This is a genomic window from Ureibacillus xyleni, assembly GCF_900217795.1.
Lineage (GTDB): Bacteria > Bacillota > Bacilli > Bacillales_A > Planococcaceae > Ureibacillus > Ureibacillus xyleni.
The window spans coordinates 31,371-49,865 of the sequence record NZ_OBMQ01000018.1; the positions used below are offsets into that span (position 1 = coordinate 31,371).

General features: G+C 37.7%; 19 protein-coding genes and 1 pseudogene. 6 read left to right on the forward strand and 14 right to left on the reverse strand.

Annotated elements, in window-relative coordinates:
* Positions 1 to 14: 14 nt before the first annotated feature.
* Positions 15 to 839 (reverse strand): alpha/beta fold hydrolase, encoded by an 825-nt coding sequence (locus CRO00_RS18420; RefSeq protein WP_097075142.1) that lies wholly within the window; start codon positions 837 to 839, stop codon positions 15 to 17.
* Between the two features lie 106 nt (positions 840 to 945).
* Between CRO00_RS18420 and CRO00_RS20230 the strand changes: the two genes are divergently transcribed.
* Positions 946 to 1,113, forward strand: coding sequence for a hypothetical protein (locus tag CRO00_RS20230; protein WP_161946741.1), 168 nt, complete (start codon positions 946 to 948; stop codon positions 1,111 to 1,113).
* Positions 1,114 to 1,410: 297 nt separating this feature from the next.
* Here the strand turns inward: CRO00_RS20230 and CRO00_RS18425 are convergent.
* The 5 genes and pseudogenes from CRO00_RS18425 to CRO00_RS18445 all read right to left on the reverse strand — a co-directional run bounded on the left by CRO00_RS18425 (position 1,411) and on the right by CRO00_RS18445 (position 4,512).
* Positions 1,411 to 1,852 (reverse strand): annotated as a pseudogene (locus CRO00_RS18425) (RidA family protein).
* 113 nt (positions 1,853 to 1,965) lie between these two features.
* Positions 1,966 to 2,154, reverse strand: coding sequence for a hypothetical protein (locus CRO00_RS18430; protein WP_097075143.1), 189 nt, complete (start codon positions 2,152 to 2,154; stop codon positions 1,966 to 1,968).
* Positions 2,151 to 3,356, reverse strand: coding sequence for a class I SAM-dependent rRNA methyltransferase (locus CRO00_RS18435; protein ID WP_097075144.1), 1,206 nt, complete (start codon positions 3,354 to 3,356; stop codon positions 2,151 to 2,153). Before CRO00_RS18435 ends, CRO00_RS18430 begins: the two co-directional genes overlap by 4 nt.
* A 216-nt stretch (positions 3,357 to 3,572) precedes the next feature.
* The gene (locus tag CRO00_RS18440) at positions 3,573 to 4,184 is read right to left on the reverse strand and encodes a DUF2812 domain-containing protein (protein ID WP_097075145.1); all 612 of its coding nucleotides are present in this window, start codon (positions 4,182 to 4,184) and stop codon (positions 3,573 to 3,575) included.
* Positions 4,177 to 4,512 carry a PadR family transcriptional regulator gene (locus tag CRO00_RS18445; RefSeq protein WP_097075146.1) on the reverse strand — a complete coding sequence of 112 codons (336 nt, stop codon included), beginning with the start codon at positions 4,510 to 4,512 and terminating at the stop codon, positions 4,177 to 4,179. The genes CRO00_RS18440 and CRO00_RS18445 overlap by 8 nt, the downstream gene beginning before the upstream one ends.
* Positions 4,513 to 4,839: 327 nt before the next feature.
* Here CRO00_RS18445 and pdxS point away from each other — a divergent pair, with 327 nt between their 5' ends.
* The 5 genes from pdxS to CRO00_RS18470 all read left to right on the forward strand — a co-directional run bounded on the left by pdxS (position 4,840) and on the right by CRO00_RS18470 (position 8,817).
* Positions 4,840 to 5,724 (forward strand): pyridoxal 5'-phosphate synthase lyase subunit PdxS, encoded by an 885-nt coding sequence (gene pdxS, locus CRO00_RS18450; protein WP_097075147.1) that lies wholly within the window; start codon positions 4,840 to 4,842, stop codon positions 5,722 to 5,724.
* Position 5,725: 1 nt separating this feature from the next.
* Positions 5,726 to 6,298, forward strand: coding sequence for a pyridoxal 5'-phosphate synthase glutaminase subunit PdxT (pdxT, locus tag CRO00_RS18455; protein ID WP_097075148.1), 573 nt, complete (start codon positions 5,726 to 5,728; stop codon positions 6,296 to 6,298).
* Between the two features lie 174 nt (positions 6,299 to 6,472).
* The gene (gene nagZ / locus CRO00_RS18460; RefSeq protein ID WP_097075149.1) at positions 6,473 to 8,146 is read left to right on the forward strand and encodes a beta-N-acetylhexosaminidase; all 1,674 of its coding nucleotides are present in this window, start codon (positions 6,473 to 6,475) and stop codon (positions 8,144 to 8,146) included.
* Between the two features lie 94 nt (positions 8,147 to 8,240).
* On the forward strand, positions 8,241 to 8,453 hold the full coding sequence (locus CRO00_RS18465; protein ID WP_097075150.1) for a hypothetical protein: 213 nt from the start codon (positions 8,241 to 8,243) through the stop codon (positions 8,451 to 8,453).
* On the forward strand, positions 8,422 to 8,817 hold the full coding sequence (locus CRO00_RS18470) for a Fic family protein (RefSeq protein ID WP_161946742.1): 396 nt from the start codon (positions 8,422 to 8,424) through the stop codon (positions 8,815 to 8,817). Before CRO00_RS18465 ends, CRO00_RS18470 begins: the two co-directional genes overlap by 32 nt.
* Before the next feature lie 332 nt (positions 8,818 to 9,149).
* Here CRO00_RS18470 and CRO00_RS18475 read toward each other — a convergent pair whose 3' ends face one another.
* The 8 genes from CRO00_RS18475 to CRO00_RS18510 all read right to left on the reverse strand — a co-directional run bounded on the left by CRO00_RS18475 (position 9,150) and on the right by CRO00_RS18510 (position 18,325).
* Positions 9,150 to 10,358 carry an MFS transporter gene (locus CRO00_RS18475; protein WP_097075152.1) on the reverse strand — a complete coding sequence of 403 codons (1,209 nt, stop codon included), beginning with the start codon at positions 10,356 to 10,358 and terminating at the stop codon, positions 9,150 to 9,152.
* A 351-nt stretch (positions 10,359 to 10,709) separates the two neighbouring features.
* Positions 10,710 to 11,531 (reverse strand): shikimate dehydrogenase, encoded by an 822-nt coding sequence (aroE, locus tag CRO00_RS18480; protein ID WP_097075153.1) that lies wholly within the window; start codon positions 11,529 to 11,531, stop codon positions 10,710 to 10,712.
* Between the two features lie 6 nt (positions 11,532 to 11,537).
* Positions 11,538 to 12,959: an aldehyde dehydrogenase family protein gene (locus tag CRO00_RS18485; protein ID WP_097075154.1), complete on the reverse strand. Its 1,422-nt coding sequence runs from the start codon at positions 12,957 to 12,959 to the stop codon at positions 11,538 to 11,540.
* On the reverse strand, positions 12,956 to 13,702 hold the full coding sequence (locus tag CRO00_RS18490) for an SDR family NAD(P)-dependent oxidoreductase (RefSeq protein WP_097075155.1): 747 nt from the start codon (positions 13,700 to 13,702) through the stop codon (positions 12,956 to 12,958). The genes CRO00_RS18485 and CRO00_RS18490 overlap by 4 nt, the downstream gene beginning before the upstream one ends.
* 1 nt (position 13,703) lies before the next feature.
* Positions 13,704 to 15,092: a dihydrolipoyl dehydrogenase gene (gene lpdA, locus CRO00_RS18495; protein ID WP_337189426.1), complete on the reverse strand. Its 1,389-nt coding sequence runs from the start codon at positions 15,090 to 15,092 to the stop codon at positions 13,704 to 13,706.
* A 4-nt stretch (positions 15,093 to 15,096) separates the two neighbouring features.
* Positions 15,097 to 16,383 carry a dihydrolipoamide acetyltransferase family protein gene (locus CRO00_RS18500; protein ID WP_097075157.1) on the reverse strand — a complete coding sequence of 429 codons (1,287 nt, stop codon included), beginning with the start codon at positions 16,381 to 16,383 and terminating at the stop codon, positions 15,097 to 15,099.
* Between the two features lie 13 nt (positions 16,384 to 16,396).
* Entirely contained in the window at positions 16,397 to 17,377 is a 981-nt protein-coding gene (locus tag CRO00_RS18505) for an alpha-ketoacid dehydrogenase subunit beta (protein WP_097075158.1), read from the reverse strand.
* Positions 17,378 to 17,392: 15 nt separating this feature from the next.
* Positions 17,393 to 18,325: a thiamine pyrophosphate-dependent dehydrogenase E1 component subunit alpha gene (locus CRO00_RS18510; RefSeq protein WP_237658479.1), complete on the reverse strand. Its 933-nt coding sequence runs from the start codon at positions 18,323 to 18,325 to the stop codon at positions 17,393 to 17,395.
* Positions 18,326 to 18,495 lie beyond the last annotated feature (170 nt).

Below are 18,495 nucleotides of genomic sequence, written 5' to 3' on the forward strand. Positions count from 1 at the left end.
CCCCGAATAATCATTCAATTTATTTGCTTCTCAAATAGCGATACGCCTTCATATGATTTAATGGGGTGTCCCTCAAAAAAATCAAGAATCATCTCATTAAATATATCCTTTTCCATCGCGCTTATTGGATCAAACGCATCTTTAACTAAAGCAAGCGTGGCATTGGGTAGATGGTTAAAGAGAATTTGCGAACCTATTCGTTCATCTACACCCATCACTTTTCGATCGCCACCCATGACCAAAGTTGGGACAGTGATCTGTTTTAATTCGTTTGTATGAGTCGGAAATTCAGAGTTCTTAGCTAGGATCAACATTTCTTTATCAAAGGTAAACGAATCTCGTAATATCTTCTTCGTGAATTCATCTTTACCATAGACTTTCAGCATCAAGTTAATAATTGTATCATAGGACATCATTTTGAAAATTATATTGGACGCCTTCAATACCCAGCCGGATATCTTTGTCGGGACTTCGCTGTAACCATTTGATAACACTAATTTATCAATATATTCAGGGTACTTTGACGCGAAAAGTTGAGCTGTTACGGAACCATAAGATAATCCAACAAGATGAGTTTTCGTTATCTTGAGTGCGTCTAAAACATTTTTTACATCTTCAGCCATGACTCTTGCGGTAAATTTATTGTCAGGGAAGGTTTTTGTAGAACTTCCGTGTCCCCGCAAATCCAACATAATCATTTTATATTTGGGGGAAAAAAAGTCTATTTGCGGTGCCCACATCTTCCAACTGGCTCCTAATCCATGGAGAAACAAAATTGGAACCCCGTGCCCCCTTACTTCATAATGTATTTGGACGTTATCAAATTCCACTTTCGGCATAGTTTACCTCGTTATTTTTTAATAATAATTCATAAAGAAGAATTCTGTATCGAAAGGGATTCTTCCTTTAGAAAAGACACTTTTATTATTTCAGAAAAGCGCTTGATTGCAATATAAAGGACTTGGTAATGTATTACATCTAAGTATTACAATTCAGTATTACGTATTAGTATTATATCCAAATATTACAATTCAATATTACATATTAGTATTACATCTAAGTATTACAATTCAATATTACGTATTAGTATTACATCCAAATATTACAATTTAATATTACATATTAGTATTACATCTAAGTATTACAATTCAATATTACGTATTAGTATTACATCCAAATATTACAATTTAATATTACATATTAGTATTACATCTAAGTATTACAATTCAATATTACGTATTAGTATTACATCCAAATATTACAATTTAATATTACATATTAGTATTACATCTAAGTATTACAATTCAATATTACGTATTAGTATTACATCCAAATATTACAATTCAGTATTACGTATTAGTGTTACAGCTAAGTATTACATTTAACTATTACGTTAGTGGAGATGGGGAATTAAGTGATTTTTGGGCTAAATTTATCGATATTACCTTGATTCACGTCCAATCCGATCTCCTTACAAGCCCATGCATCAATTTCTACTTTAAATGTTGGAGCTGCTAGTGCGACTACATAAATCATTGTTGTACATGGGAGATGGTTCCCAAGAAAATCGCCAATTAGTTTTCTTCGTTGTTCGGCTTCAAAGTCACCAACTAAGTAGAAGACCATTTTAGTTAAATCTTCAATTTCCATCTCAGCCGTCTCAAGATTTTTCTTGATGTTTTCTAATGCCAATTGTAGTTGCTCTAAAGGGTTTTCTGGTACAGTGCCGTCTAGTCGCATGCCGATTTGTCCCGATAAATTCAGCCATCGATTTGGACCTGTTACTTCTATTTGGTGTACATAGGGAGCTACTGGATTATGAATTGTCTGCTGGATTTCTTGAAATTTTCATTTTACTCATCCTTTGCGGCATTATTTTTTCAAATTGCGGGTGATAATGCTTTCCCCATAAATAAAGACGCTAACCCATTTTCTAGGATAGCGCCTCTTAGGTGGGGACACGTATTATTGCAAGCGCTCGAGGTCTTGATATTCTTGCATAAATGGACCACTATTCGCAACGGCTGAGTGATAGAGTGCTTTAATCGCTAAATTTTTCTCTAAGCCCATTTCTTTTTTTATTTTCTTTAACTCATCATGCAGTTCACGGTGCTCATTAATTAATTTCGTCATTGTTTTTTTACTATATTTCATAGGTTCACATCCATTACTTTGATAAACACAACTTTTAAATAATTAAATTCAGGAAAGTTGTGTGGGACCGTAAAATCTTCAGGTAACTGATGCTCTTCTACAATTTTGTAACGTGTATTTGTTTCTTTAAAGGCTTTATCAATAAATGTTTTGAACTTTTTCATGTTAAAGCTCGCATTATTTGTGGATGCAATAATTAATCCACCTTCATTGGTGATTTTGAGGGCATCTTTTAATAACTTTGGATAGTCTTTCGCTGTACTGAATGTCATTTTTTTCGTGCGTGCAAAGCTTGGTGGATCCAATACAACAACATCAAATTTTAACTCATGACGTGCTGCATAACTAAAGTAATCAAAAACATTCATAACCTTAATGTCTTGGGTATGATAGTCAATGTCATTTACTTCAAATTGTTGAATCGTTTTCGGTAAGCTTCTTTTCGCTAAGTCAACACTTGTTGTTCCGGTAGAGCCACCAAGAACGGCAGCGACCGAAAATGCGCCTGTATAAGAAAACGTATTGAGCACCGTTTTTCCTTCAGAATATTTATCGCGTAATGCTTTTCGAACATTTCGTTGATCCAAGAATATACCTGTCATCGCGTCGTCATTTAAGTCCACCGCAAATTTCATCTTGTTTTCCAACACGATTAACGGGAATTCGCCTTTTTCCCCCGATACGTAATCATCTTGCTTTACATATTGGCCATTGGTATTAAAGCGTAATTTTTCATAAACTCCTCGTGTCTGTACGACTTCATCTAGTGCATGATAGATGTCTTCCTGGAATGAATAAATCCCTTCACTATACCAACTCACCATATAAAAGCCGTTGAAGAAATCGATGGTTAACCCCCCAATTCCATCGCCTTCCCCATTAAATACTCGAAAAGCCGTTGTATCTTCTGATGCAAACAGATTGGCCCGTTTTTCTACAGCTTCTCTAATTTTTTTCGCAAAAAACTTCTTGTCGATTTGTTCTTTTTCTTTACGTGTTAACACCCAGCCAATGCCTTTATTTTGTGTACCATAATACCCTGTTGCAATATAGCCGCCACTTTTATCGACCAAATGCAATAAGTTTCCTTCTTCTAACGGAATGTCTGGCGTTTCAATGGCATCTTTTAAAATTAATGGATAGCCGTTTGTAATATCTTTAATGGATTTGGATTGTAATTGTACTTTTCTTAACTGTTTCATTTAGTCATCCTTCATATGTTTAATCTGTTCATTATGCCACTTTTTATCGAAATTTGCGAAAAAAAGTTTGAGATTACTCAATCGATAAAATTATTGGTTCGTGTGATATAACCTATACTTGGTTTTAGAGAATTCCGGGGGGGGGGCGATTAAAATTATGCGGAATCTAAAAAAAACAAGATAACAGGAGGATTGTTATCTCGTTTAATCATGTCACTATTCTCTATTTTGTAAATAAAGTTTGTTTGATTTATAGCCAAAGAATAAATATAAAATAATGGTCACCGGTATAAATGACCAGGCGATCCCTCTCATTAAGGCAAAGGGTGTTTCAAATAGGAAGGAGAACCAAAAAGAGGTTCCGGTTTTCGCCCATAGACCAGGCGTTAAATACAGCTCTTTTGGATTTATGAGTGCCTTAGGATCAATGATATCAGTCAAATAAAATACAATTAACAGCGGAATAAAACTGATCGCCAATTCAAAAAACGTATTGGCATAGCGTTTATAGCGACTAGCTTTCGAATAAGCATCAGAAAAAATATCATCCTCATAGGAGGAATCAACTTTTTGAAAGTACTGGATCCCTGAATTTTTTGTACCTGCGAGATGTTTCCAACCACTATCTTCAAACAATGTACAATAATCAATAAAATCCTCTTTCTTCTTGAATTTCCTAAAATCGATTTTAATAATGGCATTTTCAGCTTTCCCTCGTTGAAAGTGGTATCCAAAAGAGGTGCTTTGTAGATGGTAACCATTTTTTGCCATTTGATTGAGCCATTGTTCCTCTTTTTCAAAGTCGATGAAAAATTTTAACCTATACATCTTCAATCCCTCCAATTGGCGAAAGCAATTTTTCAGTCACATTGACGATATGTTTCATTCGTTCACAATCGAGTTGCAATACATCTTTTCCTTTTTCAGTGATGACATAGGTTTTTCGTCGTTTATCTGTGCTTTCTACGGCTTGAATGAGTTGCTGCTTCAGTAAATTTTCAATTGCGCCATACATGGTACCAGCCGCAATCTTCACTTTTTGATTACTTAGTTGTTCAACCTTCTGCATCATAATATAACCGTGGGCAGGCTCGAGTAAGGATAATAAAATGTAGTACGTAGTTTCTGTTAATGGTAAATATTTAGTTAACTCCATTATGAATCACTCCAAAATATTTATACAGTTCAACTATATAGTTTGATTATATAAAGTCGAACTGTATAAATCAATAAGAAAATGGCTCATTTTTTAGGTCCCAGGTCACTTCTTTGCAAAGGTAGAAATAACAAAGTTCTACTTCGCATATTTCTACCTTTCAAAACTCTACTTTTGCGAGTAAAGGGAATGCAATTTTAAATTGCTAGAAAACCCTCGAAGTGCCCTTATTTTTTAAAACTGACCATGTTATTTTTTAAAAAATTGACTATTTTAATATAGTCAACATTCCATATACTAGGAAATATTACAAGGGAGGTAAATTTTATGAAACAACTAGGTACTGAAAGAGTAAAACGTGGGATGGCAGAAATGCAAAAAGGCGGCGTTATCATGGATGTTGTGAACGCAGAACAAGCAAAGATTGCAGAAGCAGCTGGTGCTGTAGCAGTAATGGCGCTAGAGCGGGTTCCGTCAGATATTCGGAAAGCTGGCGGCGTAGCGCGTATGGCAGATCCCCGAATTGTTGAAGAAGTAATGAATGCAGTGTCCATTCCAGTAATGGCCAAAGCACGGATTGGTCATATTGTCGAAGCGCGCGTGTTAGAGGCAATGGGTGTAGATTACATAGATGAAAGTGAAGTATTAACACCGGCAGATGAAGAGTTCCATTTATTAAAAAGTGATTATACGGTTCCATTTGTCTGTGGTTGCCGTGACTTAGGGGAAGCGGCTCGCCGTATAGGAGAAGGGGCATCGATGCTTCGGACAAAAGGCGAACCGGGTACAGGAAATATTGTAGAAGCCGTTCGTCATATTCGAAAAGTGAATGCACAAGTCCGAAGAGTGGTTGGTATGAGTACAGATGAATTAATGACAGAAGCCAAAGTATTAGGAGCACCTTACGAATTATTAGGTGAGATTAAGAGATTAGGACGTTTACCGGTTGTGAACTTTGCGGCAGGGGGAGTGGCAACACCAGCAGATGCTGCTTTAATGATGGAGCTTGGAGCAGATGGGGTATTCGTTGGTTCAGGTATTTTTAAATCCGAAAACCCTGAAAAATTTGCACGTGCAATTGTCGAAGCCACAACACACTACAAGGATTATAAGCTAATCGCTGAAATTTCCAAAGAACTCGGCACTCCGATGAAAGGGATTGAGATTGCAACACTTCCGGCTGAAGAACGTATGCAAGAGCGAGGTTGGTAAGATGAAAAAGATTGGCGTCCTTGCATTACAAGGTGCGATAAGAGAACATATTTATCAGATTGAAGCAGTTGGTTGTGAAGCGATTGCCATCAAAAAACCGAGCGATTTAGAAGGTATTGATGGACTCATATTACCTGGTGGAGAAAGTACAACAATAAGAAAATTATTAGATCGTTTTCATTTACTAGAGCCTATCCAAAACTTAGCTAAACAAGGGTTACCGATGTTCGGGACTTGTGCAGGCCTTATTTTACTAGCACGTGAGATTGTTGGGTATGAGGATCCACATCTTGGGGTAATGAATGTTGTGGTTGAACGTAATTCATTTGGTCGACAAGTGGATAGTTTTGAATGTGACATAACCCTTCCGAAGTTACAAAAGGTGGTTCCAGCAGTTTTTATTCGGGCTCCACATATTATTTCTGTAGACGAACATGTAGAAATACTAGCGAAGTATGAAGAGCGAATTGTGCTAGCACGGGACCGGAATTTTTTAGGTTGTTCGTTTCATCCTGAGTTAACGAAGGATGTTACGATTATGCAATATTTTGTTGAGCTGATTAGAAATCACTAATTAAATTCAGCTGATAATAAAAGAAAAAAGTGGGTTCCTTTTTTAAGGAATCGGTTTTTTTAGGTGGAAATTACGTCGCCAAAAAAACTTTGAAACGTTCCGATGTTAAGTATTACATTTAAATCGGTTGTATTATAGTAAGACTAGATAATAAAGGAAAGAGGGAACTCGAAAATGAAAAAACAAACCACACCCTGTAATAAGTTCCTTCTTTTTATAATGCTACTGATCGTTCTAGTCTTGCTCATTGGCGTTTATCTATTGAAAGAAAACAGTAGCGGGAAGGTAGAAAATCCAAGTATCACATCTCCATCTGATAAAGAAACGTTGGATCACAATCCGGAAAAATTCGTTCAGGAAACGTTCTTCCTATCTAAGGAAGGTAAGGTTCCGAACATTCCCTTTGTTTCAGGCAAAACCAGCTGGATGGAAGTAAATGAAGCGTGGGGAACAGCACAAAATATTTCAGAAACGGATAAAGGTAGGTATGAGGAATACAAAAGCCATTCTTCAACAATCGGCTATGCAGGTGACATTGTGAATGATATACGGTCTTATGATGCAAACTTGCAAACAATCTCTTTCATGGATGTGAAGAAAATTGGCGGAGAGCCTGACCAAATTCGTTATTATAAAGATTCAACACATGACCAAATGATACTTGTCTATCAAGTAACGGCATCCACGGAATTGTTGTGGGTTTTGCCAATAGTAACCGAGCAACAACCAAATCCGAAAGTTGACCATATCTCACTCTATACACGGTCGGAATTTTCAGAAGCCATTTCTAAAATGAGCGTAGAAGAAAAAATTGGGCAGATGATTCTTGCAGGCATTTCTGGTACCACAATGGACACCAATACAAAAAGCTTAATAGGTAAATTCCATGTTGGGGGAATTATTTTTTACGAAAATAATTTCGAAACACCAACACAAACTGTTCAACTGGTGAATCAAATAAAAACGGAAAACCAATCGAATTTACCGCTGTTATTAAGTACGGACCAAGAGGGAGGACGGGTCACAAGATTGCCGGGGGGACTTGTTCATTTTCCTACAAATAAACAGATTGGGAAGATAAATAATCCTGAGTTTTCTTATAAAATAGGAACATTTTTAGGACATGAACTAAAAGAATTTGGCTTAAATCTTAATTTTGCCCCTGTTCTTGACATTAACAGCAACCCAAACAACCCAGTTATCGGGGATCGCTCCTTTTGGGACAATGCGGAAATCGTTAGTAACCTCGGCATTCAAACGATGAAGGGCATAGCGTCGCAAAATGTCATCCCTACCATTAAACATTTTCCGGGCCATGGCGATACATCGGTGGATTCTCATCTCGAACTCCCGATTGTGAATAAAAGCTTAGAGGAACTTAGAGAACTAGAGTTAATTCCTTTTGAACGTGCAATTCGTGAAGGGGCAGATGTGGTGATGGTGGCTCATATTTTATTGCCTGAGTTAGATAAAAGTCAACCAGCGTCGATGTCACAAGCGGTTATGACGGATGTTCTGCGAAAAGAGCTTGGGTTCACGGGTGTCATTATCACGGACGATATGACGATGGGCGCTATTACCAATCATTATGATATTGGCAAGGCTGCAGTACAATCAGTAAAGGCAGGAAGCGACATCATTTTAGTAGGGCATGATTATCGAAATGTGGAAAAAGTGTTCACCTCTTTAAAAACCGCTGTTGAGAATGGCGAAATTTCACAACAAAAAGTAAATCAAAGTGTTGAACGAATTATGGCGCTGAAAAAGCAATATGGCGTGAATAATGAGAAAGTGGAAAATCCTGATGTGAATGCACTAAATCAATTAATCAATCAATTCCTAAATTGATAGGAGTGGCCTTCCTTAAAAAATTATAATTCATCCTTATTGTTAATATTAAATCAAAAAAAGGTGGATTTTTTGATTAAGGGGGGTATTTAACGTGGCTTATGAGAAATTATCGAAGTTTTTTTATAAATACGGAAAAGAAAAATTTTTGGAAGAATATAAAAAACGTATTGACGATTATGGAAGTTATGTAACGGATTTAACGATTAGGCCATTCCGAAAAGGGAATGTCATGAATCAAGAAGAAACGTTATTTTTTGTCAATATACCTCCGTTTGCAATTATACGAAAAAGTATTAATGAATAGTGGCGAAATCCAACGTTATATTAGCCAATTACCACCCTTTGCGGTAGAACCATACTTCCAAAAGTTAATTGTCAATGAAGCACAAAGTAATAATGAGATTGAGGGTATACGTAGTACGAAAGAAGAATTAACGAATGTACTTGAGCATATTAGGGAGTCTAAAACAGCTTCAAAGAAACGTTTTATTGGAATGATGAAGCTATACAAGTATATAGACCAATTGGAGCCATTCACAAAAGTAGAGGATTTCCGAAAGTTGTATGATGATTTGGTAGCTGATGAAATTCCAAAAGATAAGCAACCTGATGGACAATACTTTCGAGCGAAAAGTGTCAGTGTATATAGAAATCAAGGAAATTACTAATTTCTCTGACCATAAGATTAATAAAGCGATGGAACTATATAAAGAGCAAGGGATTGTAACGTTAGTCAAACAAAGACCAAAAACATATGAATTAAATGATCGTTTTATGGATTATATTTTTGATGTATAAGAATGGTAAGTCGATTCCTAACTGTTTAAATAAGGAATTTTAAAAAAGAAAGGGACTGTCCGATAGGTGCCGCACCCTAGAACCTATTTTTTTAGGACTTACAAGACAGCCCCCTTTTGTATAGATTATAAGTTTGAAGGAATACCTTTCTATGTAAACTATCTTATAAAGCGAGAAACTTTAAACTGAAGTCCCATAAACTTTACTCCTGATGATTACAAACAGATTCGCTATATCGTATCCCTTTTTTTCCACCTATTAATCTCCAATACACTGGAATAGTGAAGAAGATGATCACACCGCATACAATATACAACAAGGAATAGCTCCATTTTGCGGAAACAATCCCTAACACAAAGGCACCTATGGCAATCCCTGAATCAAAAATGGTGAAGAACGTTGACGTTGCATGACCGCTTCGGTGTTTTGGTGCCGATTGAATGGCTAATGCTTGTAAACAAGGAACTACCGAACCGTAACCGATGCCAATGAGTACGCCTGCGATTAGTAAGGTCGAAACCGTATGCATGGTACTTAATAGAATTAATCCGGCCGCATAAAAGATAAAGGAAGGATAAACGACCGCATTAGGACCCCTCGTATCATACATTTTCCCTGTAAAAGGACGAACCGCCATCATTGCAATCGCAAAGGCGATAAAGAATAAACTAACAGATTCAAATACACCTCTTGTCTCTGCATACACAGAAATATAGGACATAATACTCGCATAAGCAAAGGCGGTTAGAAACCCTACAACCCCAGATGGAATAACCTTTTTTTCAAAGAGATCATGTAAGGACATTCGATACCACTTCGCAGTTGAGGTTTCTATTGAATACTCCGAAACTTTTAAGGTAAAGGCAGATAGGTAGCCAATGACAATAACAGTAGCTAAACCGAGAATTAATACTTTATACGAATATAGCTGGAAAATCGTCAGTGCAATCAGTGGGCCAAATACTACCGCTAAATTCATAGACAACGCAAAATAACCAAGTCCGGTACCTTTACGGCTATCTGGAATAATATCATTTACAACGGTAATTAACACTGTTGTGACAATGCTAAACCAAATACCATGAAAAAATCGAAGGGCAAGAAGTAAAGAGAGAGAATCGATAAAAACATATAAAATCGTTGATAGACAAAATAGTAACTCGGAAATGAGAAGCGTTTTTCGTTTTCCAAAAACCTCAATGATTCTACCTGAAAAAGGTCTGACAATAATCGCAGAAAGCATAAAAATGGTCATGGCTAGCCCAGCTTGTCCTTCTGTGCCGTTTAAGTCGTTCAGAATATAGATCGGTAGAATGGTTAGTAGGGCATAATAAACAATAAATAAAAAGAAGTTGTTAAATAGTGCTACAAAAAATGGGCCTGTCCATATTTTTCCATGATTTTTCTCCATCAAAATCCCTTCCTTTTCATCATGAAGAATTCTTAAAATGAGTGAATGACCAAAAAAAGTTACTGAAAATAGAAAAGGATTGGAGGTTAATTCCATAGTCACTTTAGGTAAGTATTTCAATCTAGTATTACATTTAAGTATTACGTTTAAGTATTACATCTAAGTATTACATTTAAGTATTACTGTTCAGTATTACGTTTACATATTGCATAAAAAAGATATCGCAAAAGTAGGGGGATCTACCTTTGCGATGGGGATTTCTTCTATATTCATAGGGTAATTTTTTATGACAGTAAGCGATTTATCAATATTTTTTAGATTATCTATTTCACATTAGGGGGAGTGAAGGCATTAATCTAATTTTTTAACTAAACTTAGCATTTCATCGTAGTTGACTTCTTTTTGAAACCACATCTTTATGGCTTTATGATTTTGTTGGACCAACATACTTAATCCGTTTTGTACGTGACCACCTAATTGGGCTGCGTTTTTTAAAAAAGTAGTAAGAGGCGGGTTGTAAATGATATCTGAGAATATCGCGCCTTGTTTGATTTTAGAAAAATGGACGGGGGATTCGTCAATATTTGGCCACATCCCAATAGGTGTTGTTTGAATGACCAGATCGTAATCTGCCATATGATTTTCTGCTTCTTCTAAGGTGAAAATCTGACGGTATGTGCTGATGCTATTTTTCACTTTGTCAATTGATCTATTTGCAATATCAATAGTGAGATTGTTAAACTGCAATAGCTCGAAATAGATGGATTTTGCGGCTCCACCAAACCCAATTATAAGTACATTCTTGTGATCTATGGTTTCTAAATGGAAGTATTGCAGTAACCCAGATAACCACGCCTTCCCATCGAAGTTAAACCCAACGAATTTGCCATTGATGTTGTGAACGATATTGACAACACCCGTGTTTTTCGCAGTATTATCTAATTCATCGAGGTAAGGAAGAATTTTTTCTTTATATGGTATTGTGACGATTAACCCTTTTACATTTTGAGCTTTTAACTTTACCATTTCTTGCTCGAAATGTTCTTCTTGGATTTGGAATTTCTGAAACTCGGCATCTATGAAATTCTTTTTATACGTATCATTTTGCAATAATGGTGATAATGAATGTTCTAAAGGGTTACCCAAAATGCCATAGATGTTAATATTAATCACCTACTTTTAATTATGATTCCAAACAACAAGCTTAAGCTCTGTCATTTCCTCGATTGCGTACTTAATCCCTTCACGGCAGTTGCCACTTTCTTTTACGCCACCATAAGGCATGTGATCTACTCGGAATGTTGGTACATCATTAATGATGACACCACCTACTTCTAAATGTTTGATCGCTTGAGAGGCATTGGCAATGTTGTTTGTGAAGATACCCGCTTGTAAGCCAAAAATGGAATCATTGATTTGTTGGATGGCTTCATCAACGCTTGAAATTTTGTTGACCGTTACAACCGGCGCAAATGCTTCTTGGCAAGATACTTTTGACGTGTTGCCAACGTTTGATAGAATCGTTGGTCTTAACACTTGATTTTCAATGACTCCACCTGTTGTTAAAACGGCACCTTCCGTAATCGCTTCATCAATCCACGTTTTTGCACGAGATAAATCGCCTTCACTAATTAATGCGGAAATATCTGTGTTGATATCAAGTGGATCACCAAGCACTAATTGGTCCGTTCTTTCTTTAAATTTACGAGTAAACTCTTCGATAATTTGTTCGTGAACATAAATGCGTTGTAGTGAAATACAAACTTGCCCTTGGTTTGAGAAAGCTGCGTTGACACATTTATCAATGATGGAATCTATATCCACCTCTTTATCGATAATAAGTCCAGCATTTGACCCAAGTTCTAGTGAAACGCGTTTTAGTCCAGCTTTCGTTTTAATGTTTTTCCCCACTTCAGGGCTTCCTGTGAAGGTCACCATTTTCACTTTTTCATGTTCAACTAATGCATCCCCAACCACTCTTCCACTACCAGTGACTAAGTTAAAAGCACCTTTTGGCAGATCTGTTTGAGCAAGTAATTCCGCTAAAAAGATAGCAGATAGTGGTGTTTGGGATGCAGGTTTTAATACGATTGTATTTCCAGCCGCAATCGCCGGACCTACTTTATGTGCCACCAAGTTCATTGGGAAGTTAAACGGTGTAATGGCCGCAATCACGCCAATTGGTTCATGGATGGTAAAGCCAATTTTATTGACCCCATTTTTCGCCGCATCAATCGGTAACACTTCACCCGAAATGCGTTTTGCTTCTTCAGCCGCAAATTTATATGTTTCAATTGTTCGGTCTACTTCAGCTATCGAGAACTTTAAAGGTTTCGCCGATTCTAGTGAAATGATTTCAGCAGCTTTGTCTTTATTTGCCGTTAATAGATTGACTAGTTGATCTAATATTGTGGAGCGTTCAAAAGAAGAGAGACGTTTCATTTTGCTAAATGCTTCTTGAGCTGAATCCACGGCTTTATTCACTTGTACTGTACTTGCTTGAGCGATTTCTGCAATGACTTCACGAGAATACGGAGATTTTAATTCGCTATAGTTTTCTCCCTCTTCCCAATGGCCATTAATATATAGGTTTTTTCTCATCGTGATAATACCCCTCCATCCACTGGAATTAAGACGCCTGTCACATAGTCAGACGCTGGACTTGCTAAGAATAGTGCTGTACCAACGATATCTTGAGGACTTCCCCAACGATTCGCAGGGATGCGTTTTTCAAATTCTGCTTTTCTCGTTGGATTGTTTAAAATGTCTGTATTCATATCGGTTAAAATGTATCCTGGAGCGATGGCGTTTACTTGGATTCCGTAAGATGCCCATTCATTGGATAAAGACTTTGTTAATTGCAGGACGGCGCCTTTACTCGCAGAATATGGGGATGAATGATAAGCCCCAATTACGGATACAATCGAGCTTAAATTAATGATTTTCCCTCGACCGTGTTCTTTCATTACACGTGCAGCTAATCGGCTTAATTCAAACAAGGATGTAACATTTAAATTAAAGATTCTTTGCCATGTATCTAACGGAACATCTACTGCTGGGCTACGTTTAATAATGCCTGCACAGTTGATTAAAATATCAACTTTTCCATTTAGCTTTTTAGCGGCTTGTTGGAACGTTGCTTCGATTTTTTCGATTTCCATTAAGTCGCATTGAATATAGTCAACGTTTAGCTCTTGTAGATTCTCCACTTTGTCTGAAATATCAAGAACGACAATGTTGGCACCAGCTTCTTTAAATGCTTTAACAAACTCAAATCCAATGCCTTGAGCGCCGCCTGTAATAATCATGTTTTGATTTTGTAAATCGAATAAATGTTGGCTCATGTTAATGCACCCCTTTCCCAATACTTAAGTTCGCCACTTCCATAAAAATCTCTGATAGGGAAGGGTGGGGTTGGATCATTTCCGCCATTTCAAAGGCAGTTCCCTCAAGGTGCATAAAAGCAGAACCTTGGCTTATTAATTCTGTTACATTCGGACCTATCATGCACATACCCAATATTTCTCCATATTTCGGATCCGTAAATAGTTTGACAAAGCCATCTGTTTTACCTAATGTTTGCGCTTTTCCGATTCCTTGGAACGAATATTTAAACACGTTATAATCGATGTTTTGGTTTTTTAAGTCTTGTTCCGAGTAGCCGACACTTGCAATCTGTAAATTGGTATAAATACAGCGTGGGATGATGCTATAATCCATCTTTTTTGGCTTACCCAGGATGTTTTCAATACAATTTAAGCCTTCTGCACTCGCCACATGGGCAAGTTGATAACCACCAATCACGTCGCCAATCGCATAGATAGTATCGATATTTGTTTGTAAGTGGTCGTTTACTTTTAAGAACGGGCCATTTTGCTCTATATTTACGTTTTGTGTAGCAGATAGATTTGGAGTTCTACCTACTGCGACAAGTAACTCTTCCGTTTCGAGCACTTGTTGTTTGGTGCCATTTTCCTCGATTGTTAAAGAGGTTGTAGCGCCATTGTTTTCTACTTTTTTCAGTAGTGCGTTCGTTAAAATCTTGATTCCGCTTTTTTTCAGATGTTTTTGAAGTAATTTGGAAGTTTCCGGGTCTTCCATTGGGATAATTCGGTCACTATATTCCACAATCGTTACGTTTGAGCCGAAACTGTTAAATGCATTGGCCAATTCAACACCAATCACACCACCCCCAACAATCACAAGGGAAGATGGGATTTGTGTGAGTTCAAAAATGGTATCGGTAGTGTGATACGGAACATTTTCTAATCCTTCAATCTTAGGAATGGAAGGTTTACTGCCGGTTGCCACAATGATATGTTTTGTGGAGATGGAATTTACTGTATCAGCTTGTTGGATTTCAACTTCAGTAGGGGTTTTAATTGTCCCGAATCCATTGAAGACATCTACTTTTTTTGCCTTAAGTAAGGAGCTGATTCCCCCTCTTAAATTGTTCAGGACGTTGTTTTTAAAGCCAACTAAGCCGTCTAGTGATAACTCCACATGTTTTACGAAAATTCCTCTTGATTCACTATGTTTCATGTCTTCAAGGAGTTCTGCGTTTTTTAAATACGTTTTAGAAGGGATACAGCCTTTATTTAGGCATGTCCCTCCTAAATGGTCCGCTTCAATTAGTGCCACTTTTAGACCTTCACTAGCAGCCCGCAACGCAGCCACATAGCCACCCGGTCCGCCACCAATAATGGTTACATCATAAGTCGTCAATCTTTTCACCCCTTTAAACTAACATTTTCATTGGATTCTCGAGGTAATCTTTTAAATCCGTTAAGAATTGTGCTGCTGGTGCTCCGTCAATGATGCGGTGGTCAAAAGATAGAGACAGTTGCATCGTTGGGTCAATCGCAATCTCGCCATGTTTCACAACCGGTTTCTCAACAATTCGACCAACGCCTAAAATGGCGGATTGCGGTTGATTAATAATTGGGTTAAATGTATCCACTGCATACATTCCTAAATTACTAATCGTAAACGTGCCTTGTTCGAAATACTCTGGATGTAGTTTGCCGCTTTTAATATTCGAGACTAGTTGTTTACTAGAGTTCACAATGCCTGATAGCCCAATTTTGTCGGCATTCTTTATCACTGGAACAACTAGCCCTTCGTCTAAAGCGACCGCAAATCCAACATTCACATCTTCATATTGGTAAATTTCATCCTTTTGTAAGGAGATGTTTAACGATTTATTTTTTGATAATGTATGCGCAACCGCTTTAATCATCAAATCATTATAGGAAAGGCGATGACCTGTTTCTTTTTCAATGATTGGGATTAACTGTTTGCGTAAAGCCACACATTCGGACATATTGATTTCTACGCTTAACGTCACGTGTGGGGCAGTATAATAACTTTCCGCCATTCGTTCTGCGATCACTTTTCGCATGCCTTTTAAAGGTGTTTTTGTCACGTTTGATTGTGTTTCTTCTTTTACAATTGTTGGTACTTGTGTAGAAGCAAGCACATCTTGTTTTGTGATTTTGCCATTGTGCCCTGTGCCCGTGATTTCGTTTGGTGAAACGTGTAAATCTTCTGCCATTTTCTTCGCTAACGGTGTAATAGAAGATGATTGTTGTTTTAAATAGTCCTCTACATCTTTACGTTGGATACGATTGTTCGGTCCTGTTCCTTGAATGGAGGAGAGGGAAATCTTGTTTTCCTTCGCTAATTTATTAGCAGCTGGCGTTTTTCTTGGCTTAGCATCATTTTCTAGTACTACTTGTGGTGCTGGTGCTTCACTTACCGCCGTGCTAGAGATTTCAACAGGTTCGTTTTCATCCCCCATGTAAGCGATTACTTCGTGTACATTAACGGTTGTGCCAGGTTCGAATAATGTTTTTAGTAAATAACCTGTTGTTTCTGCTTCTACTTCAAGGACAATTTTATCGGTTTGAATTTCCGCAATTGGGTCACCCTCTTCAATTAAGTCGCCCTCGTTTGCCATCCAACTAACAATAATTCCTTCTTCCATCGTTGCGCCTAATTTTGGCATCAGTACTTCTGTCGCCATTATTTTTCACCTCTCATCGATTTAAGAGTTCTAAACATTTTTGGTAAATGTCGTGTACTTGAGGGATTGCCGCTTTCTCAAGTTCTGGGTTATAAGGAATTGGTGCTTCTGCGCCACCTAATCGTAAAATTGGGGCATCTAAATAATCAAACGCATCACTTTCTGCGATTAAGCTCACGATTTCCGTACCAAATCCATTACGTTTTACCGCTTCGTATGCGACTAACACTCTACCAGTCTTTTTAACAGATTGTAAGATTGCTTTTTCATCGAGTGGCACTAATGTACGTGGATCAATCACTTCCACATCAATCCCTTCAGCTGCTAATTGTTCTGCTGCTTCAAGGGCTCTATTTACCATTAAGCCTGTCGCGATAATTGTGACATCTTTTCCTTCACGCTTAATATCTGCGACACCTAATGGAATTTCGTATAGTTCTTCGGGTACTTCGCTTTTTACGTTATAAAGCATTTTGTGTTCATAAAACATTACTGGGTTATCGTCTTTAATGGCTGCAGCTAATAACCCTTTCGCATCATAAGCGTTCGAAGGTTGAACTACTTTTAATCCAGGAATATGCGTCATCCATGCTTCTAAACTTTGTGAGTGTTGAGCCGCAAAGCCAGCGCCTGAGCCACTTGGTAAACGGACGACCATTGGCACTTTCGCTTTTCCACCAAACATATAACGCATTTTCGCTGCTTGGTTAACGATGTTGTCCATCGCGATCACAACAAAATCAGAAAACTGGATTTCTAAAATTGGGCGCATCCCTGTCATGGCAGAACCAACAGCACAGCCACTGATTGCCGCTTCTGAAATGGGGGTAATGCGAACGCGTTCAGGGCCAAATTCATCGATCATCCCGCTTGTTACACCAAATGCACCGCCATAAACGCCGATATCTTCTCCTAAAATGTATACGTCTTCATCTTCACGCATCATTTGCGACATAGATTCTCTTACTGCTTCTGAATAACTAATTTCTCTCATTTGCCTTCTTCCTTTCTAGACATAAATATCTGTCATTAATGTATCTAAACTTGGGCTTTCGCTGCTTTCCGCAAATTCCACCGCGTCTTGAATTTGTTTGATTGCTTTTTCATTTAGCTCGGCAAAGTCATCTTCTGTGATGATGCCATTTTCAAGTAAAACCGTTTTAAAGCGTTCAATTGGATCGTTTGATTTTTTCCACTCTTTTTCTTCTTCGCGCGTACGATATTTACGGGCATCACTTCGAGAATGACCTTCCCAACGATACGTGTTGGCCTCAATCAATGTTGGCCCATTGTTGTGACGAGCACGCTCTACTGCTGCAGTCGTTGCTTTAATGACTTCTAAAATATCGTTGCCATCGATTGTTTCACTTGGAATACCATAGCTAGCTCCACGAACGGCAATGGATTCAATATTTGTCATCTCTTTAATAGAGCCTGACATACCGTAGAGATTGTTTTCACAGAAGAATACAATTGGTAAATTCCAAACAGATGCGAGGTTAAGAGATTCATGGAATGCGCCTTCATTTGTCGCACCATCTCCAAAGAAACAAAGAACCACATAGCCTAACTTTTTCATTTGGGATGTTAGTGCTGCACCTGTGCCTAATGGTAGACCAGCTGCCACAATCCCATTTGCCCCAAGATTACCAACTTCCATATCGGCAATATGCATACTGCCACCTTTTCCTTTACAGTAGCCCGTTACTTTCCCTAAAAGTTCAGCGACCATTTTATTAACGTCTGTACCTTTTGCAATACTGTGTCCGTGGCCACGGTGTGTACTTGTGATTTTGTCTTCCTTCGTTAGTGGGAAACACGCTCCAACTGCTGTTGCTTCTTGGCCGATGCAAAGATGCATGGTGCCGTGTATTTTACCTTGTTGATATAGTTGCTTTAAGTTTTCTTCAAATTTTCGAATAAGAATCATGTCATACATCATTTTTGTAAGATCATGTTTTTCTAGATTTAATTCGTTGATTAATTGGTTGGATACACCTTTTAATTGATTTGACATACTCTAGACCTCCTTAAAAATCTGTTCATCCTATATAAAGCAAAAACCATGCCAACTTTTATTGCTTAAAAAATTGCAATATTTTCGCGTTTTAT